Genomic DNA, 19064 nt, shown 5'->3' with positions numbered 1-19064 from the left:
ATATCGTCGTGAAGAAAGCTTCTGGAGGGGAGTGCATATGGGGAGCGAGCGACGTTCGAGCGCCATCGCGAAGCTGCGAAGCGCCTTGGTGAGCACGCGGGAGAACATCGCGGCGGACGGGCTGTTCGTCGGGACGTCGTGCACTATCGCACTCGTATCGTACACGCACTATACCCCCGCGCTCGCCCACACCTCGCCCGAGACGTTGTCGTTCTCCGACGTGGCATGCCTGTTCGGCGCGCTCACCTCGATCGTGCTGCTCATCTTCTCCAAGCGCGATCGACCCGCGTTCGCACAACCCGCCGTCATCTGGGTTTCAAGCGCCTGCGTGCTGGCCAGCATCCTCGCGCTCGCGCTCTTTCCCGCCCTGTCGTACCTCTCTCCTCTGCTGATCGCCCTGGTCGGGGGCGGCTTGTTCGGCATCTACCTTTCCGTCGTGGCCGTATGCTGGCTGTGGGTGTACGCGCACCACAGCGCGGCCGCCGTCATTTGGAACGTCGTGTTCTCGGCGCTGGTCGGTTCGATCATGCTGTGGTTCATCGTGGGCATGGACACGCCGCGGGTGGCATGCAGCCTCGCGGCGTTGCTGGGCATGAGCGCCTACGCGCTGACGAAGCGCATGCGCCTGCTGCGAGGATCCCGTCTCGATCAGGCTTCGTTGGCCTCCGAGGGGCACACGCCCGCCCACATCATCGTCGGCACGTTCCTGTTCAGCTACGCTTTCATGGTGTCGCTGTCTTTCGCCGGCCTCGAGCACTTCTCCCTTGCGTTCTCGGCCATCGTCATCCTTATCCCCTTCTTGCTGGTCAGCGTGCTCATGCTCTCCTTCAAGCGGCTCACCGCCCTGTCGCTGCTCAACGTCGCCGTCCCCATCATCGTGACCGCCACGCTGTCGGCCTCGTTTCTGGATCTCAACCCTGTGGTCACGTTCGACCTCGCCCTCATCGGCATCCTGCTGTTCCTCGCCTATGCGGTCGTGCTCCTGTGCGCCATCACCGAAAAGACCGACGCGCACGCCTACCGGGCGTTCTCGTTGCTCATGTTGGGCTACTTCGGCGGGTGCATCGTCGGCAGGGCCGTCGCGGCGGGGGCAATGCTCGGCCCGGCGCTCGCGCACGACACCGTCGTGCTGACGTCGGTGCTCGCGGTGCTTATGGCCATGTTCCTCTGCATCCGCAACGGGTTCATGCCCAAGCAGCTGATCGCCCTGTTCGACCCCGACCGGCCGCACGAGAAGAACGGTCTGAGCGACGAGCAGGCTGCGCGCCTGGCGCAGGTGTCCGCGCGCTGCAACCTCGGCAACCGCGAGCACGAGGTGCTCGAGCTGCTGCTGAGGCAGAAAACCGCCAGCGAGATCGCGACCGAGATGACCATTGCCAACGGCACGGCGAAGTCCCATATCCGCCACGTGTACAAGAAGCTCGGGGTGCACAGCCGCGAGGAACTGTTCGAGTTGTTCGAGCGATAAAAAGCAACGGCCCCGGATGCCCGGGGCCGTTGGCGTTACTTCTTGTCGGGGCGCTTCTTGCGCTTGCCCTTCGGGGGCTTCGGCGCGCTCTTCGCGGCGGTCGCGCCGTGCGGCTCCTCGTGCTGGCTCTCCGTCGCGGCGCTGGCCGCCGGGGACGCCGCCTTCGCCGTTGCAGCGGCTTTCGGGGCAACCGACGCCTTCACGGCCTTCTTGCCCGCGAGCGCCGTCGCCATCGCGTTCGGGTTGCCGAACTCGAAGCGGCCCACCTCAGGCCCGAACTTCTTCACGAGCTTCTGGTAGCGCGGCTCGCGCGTCTTCCACATCGCGTACAAGGGCGACGCCACCGCGATGGACGAGTACGAGCCGCACACGAGGCCGATGACCATGGCGAACGCGAAGTCCTTGAGCGTTTCGCCGCCGAACAGCAGCATGGCGAGCACGGGGATGAGCGAGGTGAGCGTCGTGTTGATGGTGCGCACGAGCACCTGGTTGATGGAGTGGTTCGCCATCGTCATGAACGTGCACTTGATGTCGTCGGACTGCATGTTGTCGTTGATGCGGTGGAACACGACCACCGTATCGTACAGCGAGTAGCCCAAAATGGTGAGCAGCGCGGCGATGGTGTTCGGGTTCACCTCGCGGCCGACGAGCGCGTACACGCCCATGACCAGCACGAGGTCGTGCAGCAGCGCCACGATGGCGGTGACGCCCATCTTGTATTCGAAGCGGATGGCGATGTAGATGATGATGAGCACGATGGACACGAGGAACGCGATGAGCGACGATTGGATGACGCTGGCGCCCCAGTCGGGCCCGATGGTGGTCACCTCGAAGCTGTCGGTATCGAGACCGAGCGCGTCGGCCACCTGGTTGGCGCGCTGCGTGGCCTCTTCGGCGCTCGTGGTGGTGGTGCGCACGAGGAAACCCTCGTCGCCGTCGGCGTTCGTCGTCTGCACGACCGCATCGGGCTCGCCCGCCTGGTCGAACGCGGTGCGCATCTGCTCGGTGGTCACGTCGCCCGTGCCGTGGAACGACACCGACGTGCCGCCCACGAACTCGATGCCGAAGTTCAGGCCCTTGACGCCCACGATGGCCAGCGACACGCACACGAGCACGGCGGCCACGCCGAGGAACACGCGGCGGTAGCCGAGGAAGTTGATGTCGTGCTTGATGAACTTGCCGCGCGGCTTGCGCGCCGCCTTCGCGGCCGCCTCGCCGGCAGCGCCCTCGCGGCGCTCGGCGGCCTCCTCGGACTCGGCCGGGTTGATGGCCTCGCCGGCCTCGGCCGCAGCCACGCTCGTGCCTTCGGCGGCGGCGAGCGCCGCGTAGTCCTCGGACGCGGCCAAGCTGTCCTTGATGCCCCAGAAGCCCGGGTGCCGCGCGATGACCTTGGGCGCCAGCACGCGGATGAGCGGCGCCTTGAACAGCAGCATCATGGCGATGTCGCACACGATGCCCAGCGCCAGCGTCAGGCCGAAGCCCTTGACCGAGGCGCTGGCCAGGAAGAACAGCGACAACGCCGACACGAGCGTCACGAGGTCGGCGTCCACCGACGTCACGATGGCGTGCCTTACGCCCGTCACGGACGCGGCGCGGACGCTGCGCCCCATGCGAATCTCCTCGCGGAAGCGCTCCATGGTGAGGATGGACGAGTCGGCTGCCATGCCGATGGTCAGCACGATGCCGGCGATGCCGGCGAGCGACAAGCTGAACAACCCGAACGACGACAGCGTGGCCAGGATGCCCAGGTACAGCACCGCGAACACGATCATCGCGGCCGCGGTGATGGCGCCGAGGCCGCGATAGAAGAACAGCAGGTACAGCATGACCACCGCAAGGCCGATGAGCGCCACCAGCACGCCGGAAGCCAGCGCGTCCTGGCCGAGCGTCGGACCGACGGTCTGGCTCTGGGCGTACTCGAAGCTCACGGGCAACGAACCGCTCTCGAGCACGGTCTGCAGCGCCTTGGCCTCGTCGAGCGAATAGCCTCCGGTGATCTGCACGTTGCCGTCGGGGATCTCGGACTGGACGGCGGGAGCCGACTGCACCTCGTTGTCCAGGATGATGACGATCTTGCCCTTCGTGGGCGCAAGCTCCTTCGTGGCGTCGGCGAACGCCTGCGCGCCGGCCGAGTCGAGCGTGATGTTCACGGCGTAGTCGGTGGACGTCTCGGACGCCTTGCCGATGTCGACCTTCGAAATGTTCGCGCCGGTGACGATGGGCGTGTACGTGCCGTCTTCCACCGTGAGGTGCTGCGTCTCGCCCGACGGCAGCGTGAGCACGCCCAAATCGTCGGACACGGTCCCCTCGCCGGCGTACTCGCCGTTCTCGATCTTCGTCTTCACGTCCTCGTCGGTGAACGAGTCGAGGCGCGCGAATTCGAGCTTGCCGGTCTTGCCGATGGTGTTGAGCGCGTCCTCGGTGTTGGTGAGGCCGGGGATCTGCACGAGGATCTGGTCGGTGCCCTGCACCTGCACCACGGCCTCCGAGGCGCCCAGCGCGTTCACGCGGCTCTCGATGATGGCGCGGCTCTTCTCCATGTCGTCGTTCGACACGGCAGCCCCGTCGGCGCCCTTCGCCGTGAGCACGACCGACAGGCCGCCCTGGATGTCGAGGCCCTGGTTGATCTTCTCCTGGGGCGGCGTGAACATGAAGACGGAACCCAGCACCAGCAGGGTCGTGATGATGAGCAGCCAGATGTTGCGCCGGTCGGTGGGCCGGGCGGGTTTCTTCTTCGTCCTCTGCGTTGCCGCCATGTGACGTTCTCCCTCGTTGAGCTTCTCTCGCGTGCGTCATGCGCGGGCTCGCGGCCCGGCGCACGGTAACTGTCCCATTGTGCCACAACGCAGGAGAATGCGAAAGGAAGGGTGCCGAAAAGATCAGGGCTAATCCCTACGGTTAGGTTACGACGTTGGTCAGGGATGATGCCCGCCCGCGCGCTTCTTTAGTAATCCTTCGCCGCAGAGCTGGCCATCCACGCTTCGTAAAACTCCTCGTACGCTCCCGCCACCACCGCTTCGCGGGCACGGCGCATGAGGTCGATGAGGTAGTGCAGGTTGTGGACGGACAGGAGGATGCCGCCGAGCATCTCGTTCTGCTTCACGAGGTGGCGGATGTAGGCGCGGCTGTGGTTTCGGCACGTCGGGCACGTGCACGCGGGGTCGAGCGGGCCGAAATCGCGCGTGAACTTCGCGTTGCGCATGTTCATGCGTCCTTCCGACGAGAACGCCGTGCCCATGCGGGCCGTACGGGTGGGCAGCACGCAGTCGAACATGTCCACGCCCTCGCGCACCGCGCGCACGAGCGTCGTGGGGTTGCCCACGCCCATGAGGTAGCGCGGGCGGTCCTCCGGGCACGCGCGGGCGACGGGGCCCAGCGTTTCGAACATCACCTCGTGGTCCTCGCCCACCGAATAGCCCCCGATGCCGAAACCGCCGAAACGGCGCCCGCCGCGCGCCAGGCTCTCGTCCTCGATCTCGCGCAAGCGGCGGACGGATTCCAGCCGCAGGTCCAGCTCCATGCCGCCCTGCACGATGCCGAACAGCGTCTGGTCGGGCCGGGTGTGCGCGGCCAGGCAGCGACGCGCCCAGTTGGCCGACAGGTCCACGGCCTTCGCCACGAAGGCCTTTTCGGCCGGGTAGGGCGTGCATTGGTCGAGCTGCATGGCGATGTCGGCGCCCAGCTGCTCCTGGATCTCCATGTTGCTCTCGGGCGTCCAGCGCACCTTCGTGCCGTCGTAGATGGAGCGGAACGTGAGGCCCTCGTCGTCCAGCTTGAGCGTGTCGGCCAGGCTGAACACCTGGAACCCGCCCGAATCGGTGAGCATAGGGCCGTCGTAGTTCATGAAACGGTGCACCCCTCCCGCCTCGGCCACCACGTCGGCCCCGGGGCGCAGCGACAGGTGGTACGTGTTGGCCAGCACCACCTGGCTGCCGAGGTCGTTCAGCTGGCCCACGGTGACGCCCTTCACGCTTGCGCTCGTGCCCACCGGCATGAACATCGGCGTCTGGAACGACCCGTGCGCCGTTTCGTAGGACAGCGCGCGGGCGTGGCCGCTCGTCGCCTGGAGTTCGCAGTCGAACAGCGCCATGCTAGGCCTCCTTTGCGCGGGACAGCGCTGCCGCGCGGGCCGCGGCGTCGACGACATCCGCGTCGATGGCCTGCACGGGGTCGGCGCACGCGGGCAGCGCATCGGCCCAGGCGGCGAACTCCTCCATGGTGCCGTGCTCGACGGAGGCCAGATCGAAGCCTTCGTCCGGGTCGAGGAGGTGGTCGGTCACGAGGAACGCATCGGCGCCGAGCCCCTGGATGGCCAGGTCCTCCACCGTGTTGTTGCCCACCATGAGCACGTCTTCGCCGGCGAGGCCGCACGCCGCCACGTTCTCGGCATAGTAGGCCAGCTTCGGCTTCACCGACGTGGAATTCTCGAACGACGTGATACGCCCGAAGCGGGAGGCGTCGATGTCCGCCCACGACAGACGCCATTCCACGGCGCGGCGCGGGAACATGGGCATGGTTGCCAGCACGAGCGGGTACCCCTTCGCCGCCAGCGTCTCGATGGCGCGCGCCGCGGCCGGGTTGGGGACGACGCCTGCGCCGATCGCTCCGAAGTCGCGCTCGTAGAAGCCGGCGAGCAGCTCGTCCCAGTCTGCGGCATCGCGATCGGCGTGGCTGAAGAACGCCTCCCAATATGCATCGGCGTTCGTACGGCCGTCGTCGTGGACGGCCATGGCCTTGATCCCCGCCTTGAGCCCGGCCGAGAACGTCGCCGCGTCCAGCCCGTGCGCGGCGACGAAGTTCGCGATGGCTTCGAAGTAGGCGCCCAGGAACTCGTCGAGCTCCATGGGCAAGAGCGTGCCGTCCAAGTCGAAGAAGATTGCGCGGTAAGTGCGAGATGCCATGGCGTCGATCCTTTGATTCGATGAATACGCTTGCAAGCATGGTAGTATACGTCACGTTGCGAAGGAGCGTGGAAACCCGATGAAATTACTGCTTCATGCCTGCTGCGGACCGTGCTCGCTCGAACCCGTGCGCCTGCTGCGCGCGGCCGGGCACGACCTGACCATCGCCTATCTCAATTCGAACATCGCGCCTGCCGACGAGTACGCGCGCCGTCTGACCACGCTGCGCGCTTGGGCCGCAGGCGAGCAGGTGCCCGTGGTGGAGGGCGCTTACGACCCGGACGCCTGGGAGGCATGCGCGGGACGCGTCGGCGAGGCGGCGCACGACCCCGTCCGCCGCGAGGCGCGCTGCCGCGCGTGCTACCGCCTGCGCTTCGAAGAGGCCGCCGCGCTCGCCGCCGAGCAGGGATTCGACGCGGTGGGCACCACGCTTTCGGTGAGCCCCTACCAATACACCGACGTCATCCGCGAGGAGCTGGAGCGCGCAGCCTCCGCCGCAGGCGTGCTGCCGCTGTTCGAGGATTACCGCCCGTTCTACGACGAGGCCACGCACCGCAGCCGGAGCTTAAGAATGTACCGCCAGAACTACTGCGGCTGCCGCTTCTCGGACGCCGAGGCCGCCGCCGAGCGAGCCGAGCGCAAGGCCGAGCGAGCGGCGGCCCGTAAGGCGGAAGCCGCCCTCCATGCCGCCGAGCGTGCCGCCGCCGAAGCCGAGCGGATCGCCCGGAAGGCCGAGCGCGCCGCCTACGACGCCAAGCAGGCCCGCAAGCGCGCCGTGCTGAAGGCGCTGCGCGACCAGGAGCGCGACGAGGGGTAGGCGTGCTTGCATTCTACCGTCGAACCAAGTATACTTCCAAGTATAGTGATAGCCTGTTCGACGGAAGGAGCGACGATGCCCCAGCTTTCCCTGTATTTGGACGATCCCATGATGGAAGGCTTGCGCCAGGACGCCTCGCGCGAGGGGAAGACGCTCTCGAAGTTCGTGGCGGGCGTGCTCAAGGACCACGCTGAGAACAACCGTTGGCCGCACGGGTTCTTCAACCTGTACAGCGCTTGCGAGGACGGCGTGCTGGTCGAGCCGCCAGACGAGCCTTTCGATCTCGATCCCATTCCCGCTCTGGAGCTGGCGTAGCGATGTACCTGCTCGATAGCTGCATCTGCATCGACTTCTTGCGAGGACGGTTGCCTTACGCCTACGATCTTATGCGAAACAGCGACCCGCGCCTGTTCAAAATTCCAGCCATCGTGGAAGGCGAGCTGCTCGTCGGCGTGGAGAAAAGCTCTCGACCGGAGAGGGCGCGTTGGCTCGTCGACGAATTCACGCTCCCCTTCGACGTGCTGCCGTTCGACTCCGATTGCGCGCGCGAATACGGCCGGATTCGCGCGCTTCTTGAGCGGAGCGGGAAGAAGATCGGCCACAACGATCTCTTCATCGCCGCAACCGCGCTCGCAAACAACGCCGTCCTCGTAACGAACAACGTGGACGAGTTCAAGCGCGTGCCGGGATTGTCCCTGGAATGCTGGTACGAGATGAAGTGGGACGGATAAGCGCCCATCGGCGGGCAACAAGGCCTATAATAGGCAGTTCGCACCGCCGATCTCACAAAGCACGAAGGAAGCACGCATGAAAACCTCTGATTTCGATTACGACCTGCCCCCTGAGCTCATCGCGCAGGAGCCAGCCGCCGAGCGGGACGGCTGCCGCCTGCTCGTGATGAACCGAGTCACCGGCGAGGTCGAGGATCGCGTCTTCCGCGACATCGTCGACTACCTAACCCCGAACGACCTGCTCGTGGCGAACGAGACGCGCGTCATGCCCGCCCGCCTGCTGGGCGCGAAGCGCGGCACGGGCGGAGCGGCCGAGGTGTTCCTGCTGCGCCAGCACGGCACGCCGACGGAGAACCGAAGCGCGTTGTGGGAAGTGCTCGTGCGTCCCGGCAAGCGCCTGAAGCCGGGCACGGGCGCCGTCGTCGACTTCGTCGACGCCGTAGGCGAGGTGGCGCTGTCGGCCGAGATCGTCGACTGGCTGCCCGACGCCCAGAAAGGCGAGCGCCTCGCGCGCCTGACCACGCCGCTGCCCTCCCTCGACGAGGCGCTGCATGCCGTGGGCCACACGCCGCTGCCGCCCTACATCAAGGACTACGCCGGCGACGAGGAGCTGTACCAGACGGTGTACTCCCGCCGCGAGAGCTCGGCCGCCGCGCCCACCGCGGGCCTGCACTTCACTCCCGCGCTCATCGAGCGTCTGCGCGAGCAGGGCGTGCGCTGGGAGACCGTCGAGCTCGAAGTGGGCCTCGACACGTTCCGCATCGTGGACGAGGACGACCCGACGCAGCACGCCATCCACACCGAGTACTACACGGTGCCCGAGCGCACGGTGGAGGCTATCGCCGAGACGCGCGAGCGCGGCGGGCGCGTCGTCGCCGTAGGCACGACGAGCGTGCGAAGCCTGGAAAGCGCCTGGGACGACGGGACGGGAGCAGTCACGCCGCGTGATCGCGAGACGACGTCGCTCTACCTCTTGCCCGGCTCGCAATTCCACGTGGTGGACGCCCTCATCACGAACTTCCACGTGCCCCGCTCCACGCTCATGATGCTCGTGTCCGCGTTCTCCACGCGCGAGCACATCATGGCCGCCTACCGCCATGCCATCGAGGAGCGCTACCGCATGCTCTCCTTCGGCGACGCCATGTTCATCTGCTAGGTACGGCCAGCCGCCGTTCCGAAGCTGCGCGCACGCCCGAAGCACACGCTCCAGCAGGTTGTAACGTGTGTTTCGGGCGAATGCGCGCAGCTCGAACGCGACATCCCAAGCACAAAAAAATGGCCCCGCGTTTGCGGGGCCATTTCAGCATTCTATAGTTAGTCTGCTTATGCCTTCGTCACGTTGCTTGCCTGAAGCTTGCCATTCTGACCGGTCGTGACGTCGAACTGCACCGCAGCACCTTCGTCAAGCGTCTTGAAGCCGTCCATCTTGATCTCGGAGAAATGCACGAAGAGATCTTCGCCATCCTTCTGAGAGATGAAGCCGTAGCCCTTTTCCGGGTTGAACCACTTAACAGTACCTTCCGCCATTTTAAATCCTCTTTCCTCTCCTCGTCCCCGAGGAGGTAACACTGTGTGCTGCATGGCCGCAACACTCGCCCTCACCTCGAGGGCACATGCTTACTATACGCTATGCGACACCGAAAAAGCTCGGGATTCTCTTTTTCGTCCTTATTTTACCGATCCGTTGCATGAGGGTTATCGACCGCGCTTATCGGTCGGAGTCGAGAGGCGCTTCTATCACAGCCGACGGGACGATGGGCTCGGTGCCGTAGCCCAGCACGTCCATGGTGGAATCGGCCTCCTGCGCAAGCTCCGCGTCGGCCTCGTCCAGCAGCAGCGCCAGCTCTTCGGGCGTATCGGGCAGGTCGAGGTCGTAGGCGACGGCCAGTGCGCGCGCCTGCTCGGCGCGCAGGGCGGCCAGCTCGTGCTCGCCGGCCTCGCCCAGGTAGCCCGAAGCCAGCAGCAAGCTGCGCGCGATGTACTCGGACACGCGCGGATCGACCCCCGACACCTGCATGACGCTCGCGATGGACTCCGGCGACAGCGACAACAGCGTGGCGCCGTCGATATCGGTGGCGTCGCCCACGGCGCGCTCCAACATGTTGGCGGCGTCGCGCGGGTCGCGATCCTCCACCGCCCGCGACCAGCTGCGACGGATGGCTTCCGCGAACTGCAGCAAGATGCGCATGAGATAATCCTGTTCGAGCATGCGAGCTCCTTTCAAAGGCCCGGGCAAGCCCGGGCACGTGAGATTACGAGGATGACGGGACCTTGATTCCCAAGTGGTCGTAGGCCCGCTCGGTGCAGATGCGGCCCTTCGGCGTGCGCACGAGCAGGCCCTGCTGCATGAGGTAGGGCTCGTACACGTCCTCGAGCGTATCGGTGTCTTCCGACAGCGCCGACGCGAGCGTGGTCAGACCCACGGGACGCCCGCCGAACTGCACGGCCAAGAGCTCGAGGATGCGATTGTCCACCGCGTCCAGACCGAGCGCGTCCACCTCGAAGAAGCTGAGCGCCTGCGCGGCCACGTCCTCGTCGATGACGCCGTCGCCGCGCACCTGCGCCCAGTCGCGCACGCGCTTGAGCAGCCGATTCGCCAAGCGCGGCGTGCCGCGGCTGCGGCGTGCGATCTCGAGCGCGCCGTCTTCCTCGATGGCGACGTCCAGGATGGACGCCGAGCGGCGCACGATGGAGGCCAGCTCCTCGGGCGAGTAGTACTGCAAGCGGAACGCGATGCCGAAGCGGTCGCGCAAGGGGCCCGTCAACAGCCCGGTGCGCGTCGTGGCGCCGACGAGCGTGAAGCGCGGCAGGTCGAGGCGGATGGAACGCGCCGCCGGTCCCTTCCCCACCACGATGTCGAGGGCGAAGTCCTCGAGCGCGGGGTAGAGCACCTCCTCCACCATGCGGTTCAAGCGATGGATCTCGTCGATGAACAGCACGTCGCCCTCTTCGAGGTTCGTGAGGATGGCCGCGAGATCGCCCGTGCGCTCGATGGCGGGGCCGCTCGTCGTCTTGATGTTCGCGCCCAGCTCGTTGGCCACGACGGCCGCGAGCGTGGTCTTGCCGAGGCCCGGAGGCCCCGAGAACAGGATGTGGTCCACCACGTCGCCGCGCGCCTGCGCGGCCCCGATGAGAATGGCGAGCGACTCCTTGATCTTCGTCTGGCCCAGGTAGTCGCCCAGGCGCTTGGGGCGCAGGCTGCGGTCGAGCGCGAGGTCGTCCTCGGTGAGCGCAGGCGTCACGGCGCGCGTGCGAGCGCCGACGAGCGAGTCGTCGCTTCGCCCCGCGCCCGCTTCGAACACGAGCCCTTCTATTTCAATGCCGTTGTCAGCCATAGCCGCCTATCCGTCCCGACGGCGCGCGCGGCGCCGCCCGGCTTCGCCTAGTTCGTCCCTAATCGCTTCAGCGCATATTGTAGCAGCACGCTTTCGGCCGCGCCTTCGGGAGCGCCCTTGAGCGCGACGTCCGCCTCCTCGGACGTGAAGCCCATCGACAGCAGCGCCTCCCGCGTGCCCGCGAGGTTCGCCGCCGACGCGACTGCGGGCACCGCCTCGTCGAACAGGCCCGCCAGGCCCTCGTCGAACGAGCCCTTCAGCTCGAGGATGATGCGCGAGGCCGTCTTCTTGCCCACGCCGGGAATGCGCTGCACCGCGGCCACGTCCTGCGCCTGCACGGCGGCCACGAGGCCCGCGGGCGAGAACGCCGACAGCGCGGCGAGCGCCACCTTCGGCCCCACGCCGCCCACGCCGATGAGCCGCTCGAACAGCGCTTTCTCTTCCAGCGTGAGGAAGCCGAACAACGACAGTCCGTCGTCGCGCACCTGGAGGAACGTGTGCACCTCCACCGCCGCGCCCGCCTCGGGCAGCTTCGACAGGCTGGCCTGGGACATGCCCACGGCGTAGCCCACGCCGTTCACCTCGATGAAGGCGGTCGTGGCCGTCTTGGCCGCCAACACCCCTTTGAGAAACGCGATCATAGCCTATCCTTTCCAGCGGAAGCACCGCACGCGAGAATGCCGCGATCGGGAACGTCGTAGGCAGCGCACGCCGCGCCCGTGCGGCGCGCAAAGCCCTCGTGGGTGGTGTAGCAGATGGCGGCCGCCAGCGCGTCGGCGGCGTGGTCGGGCCGCGGGACGTCCTCGAGCGCCAGCAGCTGGCGCACCATGTACTGCACCTGGTCCTTCTCGGCCGAGCCCATGCCCACCACCGCCAGCTTGATCTGGCTGGGCGAGAACTCGAGCACCTCGAGGTCGCGCTCGGCGCAGGCCACGAGCGCCGCGCCGCGCGCCTGCCCCGTGGCGAACGCGCTCTGCACGTTCACGCCGAACCACACCGTCTCGATGCCCACGCACGCCGGTTCGAACCGCGCGATCACCGCGGCCATCTGCTCGTGGATCTTCCGCAGGCGCTGGGCCAGCGGCAGGTCCTTCGCCGTGGACACGCAGCCGTACGCCGTGCACGCGAGGCGCGGCCCGCGCTGCTCGACGATGCCCCAGCCCGTGTTGGCCAGGCCGGGATCGATGCCTAGGATGGTTCGTTCGGTGCGCGTCATCGGTTCCTTCTCGTCGTCGCGCGGGGCGTGTTGCAGCGGCCGCGTTTCGGTTGCAAACGTTTGTTCGTTCACATCCTAGCACAAAGCCTCGGAGTCAGCCCTCGGAAGACGCGCTTTTTCACAGCCTCGTCAGAGGCCGACGGCGGAAGCGGCGCGGCGCGATCAGCCGATGGGCCATTTCACACCGGTTTCGCGCCAATCGTCCCAGTTCATCGCATCGCCCTCGATCTCCCACTGAATGATGGACGTGTACACGTGCTCGGGACCCACCACCGACGAGGCGTTGTAGTAGCGGATGCGCGGAGCGTCGGGCACGTCAAACACGCTCATCCCGCCGTATGCGGAGGCATCGCCCCCGGCGGCTTCGAGCAGCGTAGCCGCGAGATCGACGTGCCCCGTAGGCACCGAAGAGCGCTTCACGGGCTCGTCCGAGCCGTACGGCTGCGTCGAAGGCTTCACCAGCATGATGGGGCTTGTCGGACGCACTATGTCTTCAGCGATGTACCACTCGCCATGGTCAGCGGTCACCACGATGGTGGCTTCGTCGTACAAGCCCAGCCGCTTAAGCTCCTCAAGGTACTCGCTCACGATATGGAGGGAGCCGAGCCCTTGCTCGATGGCGCCGGTTCCGCCCTCCACCGTCTCGGCATTGCGGTTCAACGTGTACGGCGGATGGGGACCTGCCAGGTGTATGACGCGGAAGCTCCCCTTCCCATCGAGGTCGGCGGCGCTCAGTCCCTGCTCTTTGAGAGTAGCGTAGTAGCGCGCGTCGTCCATGGTCCACAGCGCGTTCACGGCGCTCTCGGCACCGCTTCCCAGCGCGGCGCTGTTCACCTCGTCGGTGTAGAACCAGAACGGCGGCTTCAGCGCCCAAGGCAGATCGCGGTACAGCGAACACTTCACCAGCATCGCAACCGCCGACGGATAGTCCAGCCGGTTCTCGCGAAGCTTGATGTTCTCCACCCGATCGGACAGGGAGCCGATGGCATCGTTGATGTCGGTGGCATACAAGCACGTCTCGTATCCCTGCGCGTTGATGTCGTCGATCAGGCCATGCTGCTCGTACCAGTCGATGATCAACGACGTGGAGAAGCCCTTGTCGTCCTCGTCGAGAGCGCGCCCCGTCAGAATCGAGGCCATGGCGTAGCGCGTGGGGATCATCGAGCCTGTGGAGTTGTCGAACCAGGTGAACCCGGTGAACTCGTCGAGGCAGCCGGGCTCTTCCTCCAGGCCCTCCTCCAAAAACAGCGTGTCGTACGTATCCAGTACGAACATGATTATGTTGCCGTTCGACGAAACCTCCGAGACGCCGTCGGTGGTGACGGAGTGCCTCGCCGCGACAGGGGGTAGGCCGTCGGGCGCCGGCGCGGTGAGCAGGACTCCCAGGCTCACCGATTGCGCGACGACGCCCACCAGGCACAGCGCGGCGGCCGTGCCCTTGAACGCCAGCGACTTCCTCAGCGACAGGAACACCGCCGACCCGATGAGGACGATCCACACGACGGCGCTCACCACGGTGGCCGTGGTGTAGTCGTCCCAAACCACCTGCGTGCCGTCGGCTGCGGGAAGCGATCCGTTCAGGAACAGGGCCTGCACAAAGCCGGCCACGCCCACGGCCGCCACAACCGCGAAGCACACGTTGAACGCCCTTCCCCGCAACAGCGACAACGCTAAGGCTAGCACGACAGTGCCCGCGAGCCCGACGACGGCGAAGGGAACCCAGACGTCCGTCACCGTGAAAAGCAGGCTGTTAACGCTGCTGGCGACGATTTCCAGCGGAGCCACCACCGCGAAAGTGTAGACCAGCATCAGCGAAGCCACCAGCGAGAACAGGAAGCGCGCACGCCAGCACAGCGTCTCAGGCTTGTTCGACGCTTGCTTGGCCTTCATCCTGCGCGCTTCCGATTCCGCCCTATCGAGGCGGTCTCGGTAATCGAACGCAAGAGGATCGAGCGCGTGCACCGCGCTTTCAACCTGTTTTCCCTCGTTCTCGTCGATGCGCAGGATCCGCAGCAAGTGCTTGCGCACCCGGCGCCAAACGACACCGAGTACAGCCGAAAGCGCCACCGCGACGCCCGCAAGAGCCTGAATGGTGTAGGTCATGACGGAAGGATCGACGTAGGCATAGGCCGGCGGGGCGAAACCGAGCGTCAAAGCACCGGCAATCATTAGAGGGAACGCAATGTCGGACGCCGCAAGACCGACACGCGCGGTAAAGCGCGGCAGACTGCTATTCACCATGACACACCTCCTCGAAGACCCAATCAGCTTCGCCAACCCGGTCTGTCTGGAAGTCGATGCCGGCCTCGTCAGCCCTACCACCCTGCTTTGCCAACATGCGATCGAGCAGATACGCTCCGGCAGCCTCTGCACCGTGACCACTGTGGTAGATCATGCGTGAGCGCACCTCCTCGATGCGGTTTCGCCACGTTTCGGGACGAGAGATCATATCCTCCACGACATCGCCCAATCGAGACAGCTCCTCCACGGCTAACGACGCGCCGATCTGGTTGCGAATGGCTATATCGGTGGGCTCGATCCCCAGCTCCTGCCAATCAGAGTTGGTCGTCTTCATGGGAGTGTCCACAAACACGCACGGCTTCATGGTGGTGAACGAATATTCGCACGCGATCGAAGACCAGTCGGTGACCAGCACGTCGGCATCGTAGATGGAATCGGACGTACTGAAATCCTGTTCGAAGTAAAGGTCGTCGCGCGACCACGAGGCATAGCGTTGCTGCAGCGACTCCCACCGCGCGCGGTAACGCTTGGTGTACTCGGGGTGCGGGCGCACGATCACGCTGTATCCACGTCCCAGCAAAGGCTCGATGACTTCGTCGGCACACAGATCGAGCAGACAGTCCTCCTGCCACGAGGGAGCGATGAGGACGGCGGGGCGCTTCGACCTTGCAGGGTCGCCGGCTTTCTCAGCCTTGCGCGACTCGTAGGCCTCGATCTGTCGATCAAGCAGATCATAGCCGCATTCTACGAGGTTGCGCTTGGGAAGCCCCCGCATCTCCTCAACCCGTTCAAGCTCCGCCTTCTGATGTGGGCCGACGCACAGAACAGTATCGTAATGGTCGAAGGCCTCCTTCGTGCACACCAGATGCGTGGACGTCATATGATGGAACGCGTATACGTACTCAATGTCCTTGCGAATGTACGAGCGCTTGATGTAGAAGTTCTCCAGATCGTCCAATGTCATCACGGCCACGTCGCAATCGAGCTTCATCATGAGCGTGATCAGGCGTTTGTCGCCGATATAGTACGGTACGATGCGGGGGTTAGCCTCATGCAACCCGAACACCTGATCGTTGGGATCGCTGGTAACGTAATGGATGCTCACGTCGGAGTTGGCCAACAACCATTCGATAGCGCCTTGGAAGTACTTGTAGAAGCCGCTACGCTCAGAATAGAAAACGATATGCTTGCCGACCACGCTCACGAAGCGCCTGTAGTCCTCCTTCTCGCGCTTCGCCAACGGATCGCGCTTGTACCAAGGCATTTTGCGCGCCGTGAAAGCGTTGAGTTCGTCCAGCTCCACACGACTTGCAGCGAGTTCGGCATAGTCGATATACTTCTCAGGTCGGATGATCAGGTTGCACAGCGCCTGCACGACGATGGCCATCAGATTCGAGCATATCCAGTAGAAAGCCATGCCGGCGGCCACGTACACGCCCAGGACGAGGGACAAGACGATGGAAAGGCCGTTGGTGGTGTTCTTCTCCATCTTGGACTGCTCGCGCTGCAAGGGGTTGATGCGGTTCTGCGCGAAGCCCATCGCCACGGCCGACAGACCCGCCAACAGCGGCATGATCCACGAAAGCCCTCCGTCTTCGATGGGCACCATGCCCAAGAACTCGGTTCCCGGAGCGCCGTGGTCGGTGATGCCGTGGATCACCTCCACCAACCCGAACAGGACGAGGATCTGCGCCGCAAGCGGGATGAGCGAGAGAAGCGGATGGTAATGATGCTTTTTGTTCAGCTCGGTCTGCTTCTCGCCGATAGCCTCAGCGTCGCCGAAGTACTTCACCTTGATGCGGTTGAGCTCAGGCATGACCTCGACCATGACGATGCTGTTCCACTGGCACCACAGCGACAGCGGCATCAGAACGATCTTGATGATGACGGTGAACAGCAAAATAGCCATCCACCAGTTTCCCGTCAGGTCGTAGCACGGCTGCACGATGTACGAGAAAAGACGCGCGAGCGCTTCCAGCATGTTCGTTCTTCCTGTATCCCCCGTCGCGCGGAAAGGCGCGGTCAATGTAACAAGCGAGTAACGCACCATTATACACGAAAGCGTCGCGCCCAAAACGTCTAAGGCCGAGCGATGCCTTGGGCCGCGTCGACCGCGTAGGCCCCCGCATCAAGAAAAAGAACCGATCCAGAATGCTTCATGCGGGACGACCGCTTCCCGAACGCGAAAAACCGCCGCAAGCAGGAGGCTTGCGGCGGTTTTGCGTTCCGGGGCTGTTCCGAACCCGCTACTCGTCCAGGGCTTCGGCGATCTCGTCGGTGATGTCCATCACGTGGTAGACATTCTGGAGGTCTTCGAGCTCTTCGAGGCGATCGATGAGGCGCATGACCTTCTTCGCGTCGGAGACGCTCACCGTCGCCGGAGTGGTGGGCACCATGGTCATCTCGGCGCCCTTCGTGGCGACGTCGGCTTCCTCGAGCGCCTTCTTCACGGCCATGAGGTCGGAGGGGCTCGTGTAGACGATCCACTCGTCCTCAGCGTCCTCGTAGTCGTCGCCGCCCGCCTCGGCGACGGCGAGCATGAACTCTTCCTCGTCGGCCGCGGCGCCGTTCGGCTTCACCGGGTTCTTCTTGTCGCCGGTCTCGACTTCCTTGGGAACCATGATCTGGCCCTTGCGCTCGAACTGGAACGAGACGGAGCCGGACGTGCCCAGGTTGCCTCCCGCATGGCTGAACGCCGCGCGCACGTCGGCGGCGGTGCGGTTGCGGTTGTCGGTCAGCGCCTCGCACAGCACGGCGACGCCGGCCGGGCCGTAGCCCTCGTACACGACGGTCTCGTAGTTCGCGGCATCCTTGCCGGTGCCGAATGCCTTGTCGATGGCGACTTTGATCTTATCCTTCGGCAGGGAGTAGCCCTTGGCCTTCTCGATAGCGGCCGCAAGCGATGCGTTGTTGTCGGGATTCGGGTCGCCGCCCTCTTTCGCAGCCACCGTGATGTTGCGCGACAGCTTGGAAAACAAGGCCGAGCGCTTCGCGTCCTGCGCCGCCTTGCGATGTTTCGTGGTAGCCCACTTTGAGTGCCCTGACATATACGTCCCTTCCGTTGGTGCTTTTGCCAGCCGTTAATTCTAGCACACGAGTCAAATCCCCCGGTCGCCTTCCGCACGGTCTTCAAAAAACGGCACGGCGACGGGAGCTTGCGACGGGCAGGTTTGCAGCGATCGACGGCGCGACGGCATCTCCTCGAGCGTACCGCGATGCCGCGGATCCCGTTGCCGAACCGCCCCTCTGAGACAGCCCCTTTTTGGAACAGAATGGAGCGATTCGGCGCCGACCGGCCTCAAAATGGCAGAATCGCGAGGCGTGTGACTTTTTCTTGGGCATACCGGGCAAGGAACGCGAACCCGAATACGATCGACCAGGCATACCCCGCTTCGATGAGGAACGGATGCTTGCTCCGGCAAAATCACACACCTCGGAATCTCCGCTTGAAACGTGCCTTCCGCCGCCGAAAACGGCCGCGGCTCGCGAGATGCACGGTAACCATCCAGGATACGCAAGATGCCGCCGTCCTGGGTGGAGGCGTCGCGAGCCTGCGCAGTCGAAGGACACCCCGATGCCACCGTTCCACCCCTCGCCCTCGCGATCTTGACGGGACGGCGACGGGACGGCGACGCTTCGCGTAACCGGACGTCGCCCCTCATCTTCATCCCTACAATGAGGCGTCGAGGATCCCCGAAGGGCTGATCCTCCCTAGTATCGTGCCTTTGGAAGGAGCACTGCCATGAAGGGTAACCAAGAACTCGTCAATGCGCTGAACGACCTGCTCGCGAGCGAGCTGACCTCGATCAACCAATACTTCGTCCACGCCGAAATGGCCGAGGACTGGGGGTACGGCCGCCTGAGCGAGAGCTTCAAGAAGCGCGCCATCACCGAGATGAAGCATGCCGAGCGCCTCATCGAGCGCATCCTGTTCCTCGAAGGCACGCCCATCGTGTCGCACCTCAACGAGATGCACATCGGCGGCGAGATCCCCCAACAGGTGAACAACGACCACGAGCTGGAGCTCGAAGCGGTCAAGATGTACAACGAAGCCATCGTACTGGCCGGGCAGGTGCTCGACTACGCCACGCGCGACCTGTTGACCGAGATCTTGCGCGACGAGGACGAGCACGTCGACGAGCTGGAAGAGCTGCAGGACCAGATCGAGCAGATGACGCTGCCCACCTTCCTTTCCACGCAGAACTAGCCTTGCCTGCATGAGGCGCGAGCCGGGTGCGCGCTTTACCGAGATAAAGTGCGCACCCGCTGAACGGTAGTTGACAACAGGTTGCGACCTGAGCACTATAAGAGGATGTAGCAAGAACCGGCGACGAGCCGCGCACCGACGGAGCCGC

At 65.0% G+C, this 19064-nt stretch carries 17 protein-coding genes; 6 read left to right on the top strand and 11 right to left on the bottom strand.

All coding sequences use genetic code 11. From position 1 onward, the window contains the following. Positions 1 to 37 precede the first annotated feature (37 nt). Positions 38 to 1468, top strand: a complete 1431-nt coding sequence (locus C1A15_RS06680; RefSeq protein ID WP_101721828.1) for a helix-turn-helix domain-containing protein — start codon at positions 38 to 40, stop codon at positions 1466 to 1468. Positions 1469 to 1503: 35 nt separating this feature from the next. Here the strand turns inward: C1A15_RS06680 and secD are convergent, their stop codons facing one another. The 3 genes from secD to C1A15_RS06665 form a co-directional block, all read right to left on the bottom strand. After that, entirely contained in the window at positions 1504 to 4224 is a 2721-nt protein-coding gene (gene secD / locus C1A15_RS06675) for a protein translocase subunit SecD (protein ID WP_101721827.1), read from the bottom strand. A gap of 188 nt (positions 4225 to 4412) precedes the next feature. Next, on the bottom strand, positions 4413 to 5558 hold the full coding sequence (gene tgt, locus C1A15_RS06670) for a tRNA guanosine(34) transglycosylase Tgt (protein ID WP_101721826.1): 1146 nt from the start codon (positions 5556 to 5558) through the stop codon (positions 4413 to 4415). 1 nt (position 5559) lies between these two features. After that, entirely contained in the window at positions 5560 to 6369 is an 810-nt protein-coding gene (locus C1A15_RS06665) for an HAD family hydrolase (RefSeq protein ID WP_101721825.1), read from the bottom strand. A gap of 79 nt (positions 6370 to 6448) precedes the next feature. Here C1A15_RS06665 and C1A15_RS06660 point away from each other — a divergent pair, with 79 nt between their 5' ends. The 4 genes from C1A15_RS06660 (at position 6449) to queA (ending at position 9073) form a co-directional block, all read left to right on the top strand. Next, positions 6449 to 7186 carry an epoxyqueuosine reductase QueH gene (locus C1A15_RS06660; RefSeq protein ID WP_101721824.1) on the top strand — a complete coding sequence of 246 codons (738 nt, stop codon included), beginning with the start codon at positions 6449 to 6451 and terminating at the stop codon, positions 7184 to 7186. Between the two features lie 75 nt (positions 7187 to 7261). After that, entirely contained in the window at positions 7262 to 7501 is a 240-nt protein-coding gene (locus C1A15_RS06655) for an antitoxin (RefSeq protein WP_101721823.1), read from the top strand. A 2-nt stretch (positions 7502 to 7503) separates the two neighbouring features. Further along, on the top strand, positions 7504 to 7917 hold the full coding sequence (locus C1A15_RS06650; RefSeq protein ID WP_101721822.1) for a type II toxin-antitoxin system VapC family toxin: 414 nt from the start codon (positions 7504 to 7506) through the stop codon (positions 7915 to 7917). A 76-nt stretch (positions 7918 to 7993) separates the two neighbouring features. Beyond that, positions 7994 to 9073 (top strand): tRNA preQ1(34) S-adenosylmethionine ribosyltransferase-isomerase QueA, encoded by a 1080-nt coding sequence (queA, locus tag C1A15_RS06645; protein ID WP_009304885.1) that lies wholly within the window; start codon positions 7994 to 7996, stop codon positions 9071 to 9073. Between the two features lie 167 nt (positions 9074 to 9240). Here queA and C1A15_RS06640 read toward each other — a convergent pair whose 3' ends face one another. The 8 genes from C1A15_RS06640 to C1A15_RS06605 form a co-directional block, all read right to left on the bottom strand. Next, complete coding sequence (locus C1A15_RS06640) at positions 9241 to 9444, bottom strand: cold-shock protein (protein ID WP_009304886.1); 204 nt, start codon at positions 9442 to 9444, stop codon at positions 9241 to 9243. Between the two features lie 181 nt (positions 9445 to 9625). Then, positions 9626 to 10126, bottom strand: a complete 501-nt coding sequence (locus C1A15_RS06635; protein ID WP_101721821.1) for a hypothetical protein — start codon at positions 10124 to 10126, stop codon at positions 9626 to 9628. Between the two features lie 43 nt (positions 10127 to 10169). Then, positions 10170 to 11252, bottom strand: coding sequence for a Holliday junction branch migration DNA helicase RuvB (gene ruvB / locus C1A15_RS06630; RefSeq protein WP_101721820.1), 1083 nt, complete (start codon positions 11250 to 11252; stop codon positions 10170 to 10172). A gap of 47 nt (positions 11253 to 11299) precedes the next feature. After that, positions 11300 to 11893 (bottom strand): Holliday junction branch migration protein RuvA, encoded by a 594-nt coding sequence (gene ruvA / locus C1A15_RS06625; protein ID WP_101721819.1) that lies wholly within the window; start codon positions 11891 to 11893, stop codon positions 11300 to 11302. After that, positions 11890 to 12468, bottom strand: a complete 579-nt coding sequence (gene ruvC, locus C1A15_RS06620; protein ID WP_101721818.1) for a crossover junction endodeoxyribonuclease RuvC — start codon at positions 12466 to 12468, stop codon at positions 11890 to 11892. Before ruvC ends, ruvA begins: the two co-directional genes overlap by 4 nt. A gap of 162 nt (positions 12469 to 12630) precedes the next feature. Then, positions 12631 to 14622, bottom strand: a complete 1992-nt coding sequence (locus C1A15_RS06615; RefSeq protein WP_245864953.1) for a sulfatase-like hydrolase/transferase — start codon at positions 14620 to 14622, stop codon at positions 12631 to 12633. Positions 14623 to 14698: 76 nt separating this feature from the next. Beyond that, positions 14699 to 16690 carry a membrane protein insertase YidC gene (yidC, locus tag C1A15_RS06610; RefSeq protein ID WP_101721816.1) on the bottom strand — a complete coding sequence of 664 codons (1992 nt, stop codon included), beginning with the start codon at positions 16688 to 16690 and terminating at the stop codon, positions 14699 to 14701. Between the two features lie 265 nt (positions 16691 to 16955). Further along, entirely contained in the window at positions 16956 to 17756 is an 801-nt protein-coding gene (locus tag C1A15_RS06605; RefSeq protein ID WP_101721815.1) for a YebC/PmpR family DNA-binding transcriptional regulator, read from the bottom strand. Positions 17757 to 18451: 695 nt separating this feature from the next. Here C1A15_RS06605 and bfr point away from each other — a divergent pair. Further along, positions 18452 to 18916: a bacterioferritin gene (gene bfr, locus C1A15_RS06600; protein ID WP_101721814.1), complete on the top strand. Its 465-nt coding sequence runs from the start codon at positions 18452 to 18454 to the stop codon at positions 18914 to 18916. The last annotated feature ends 148 nt before the right edge of the window (positions 18917 to 19064 follow it).

Source organism: Eggerthella timonensis, from assembly GCF_900184265.1.
GTDB lineage: Bacteria > Actinomycetota > Coriobacteriia > Coriobacteriales > Eggerthellaceae > Eggerthella > Eggerthella timonensis.
This window is presented reverse-complemented; position numbering and strand designations above follow the sequence as displayed.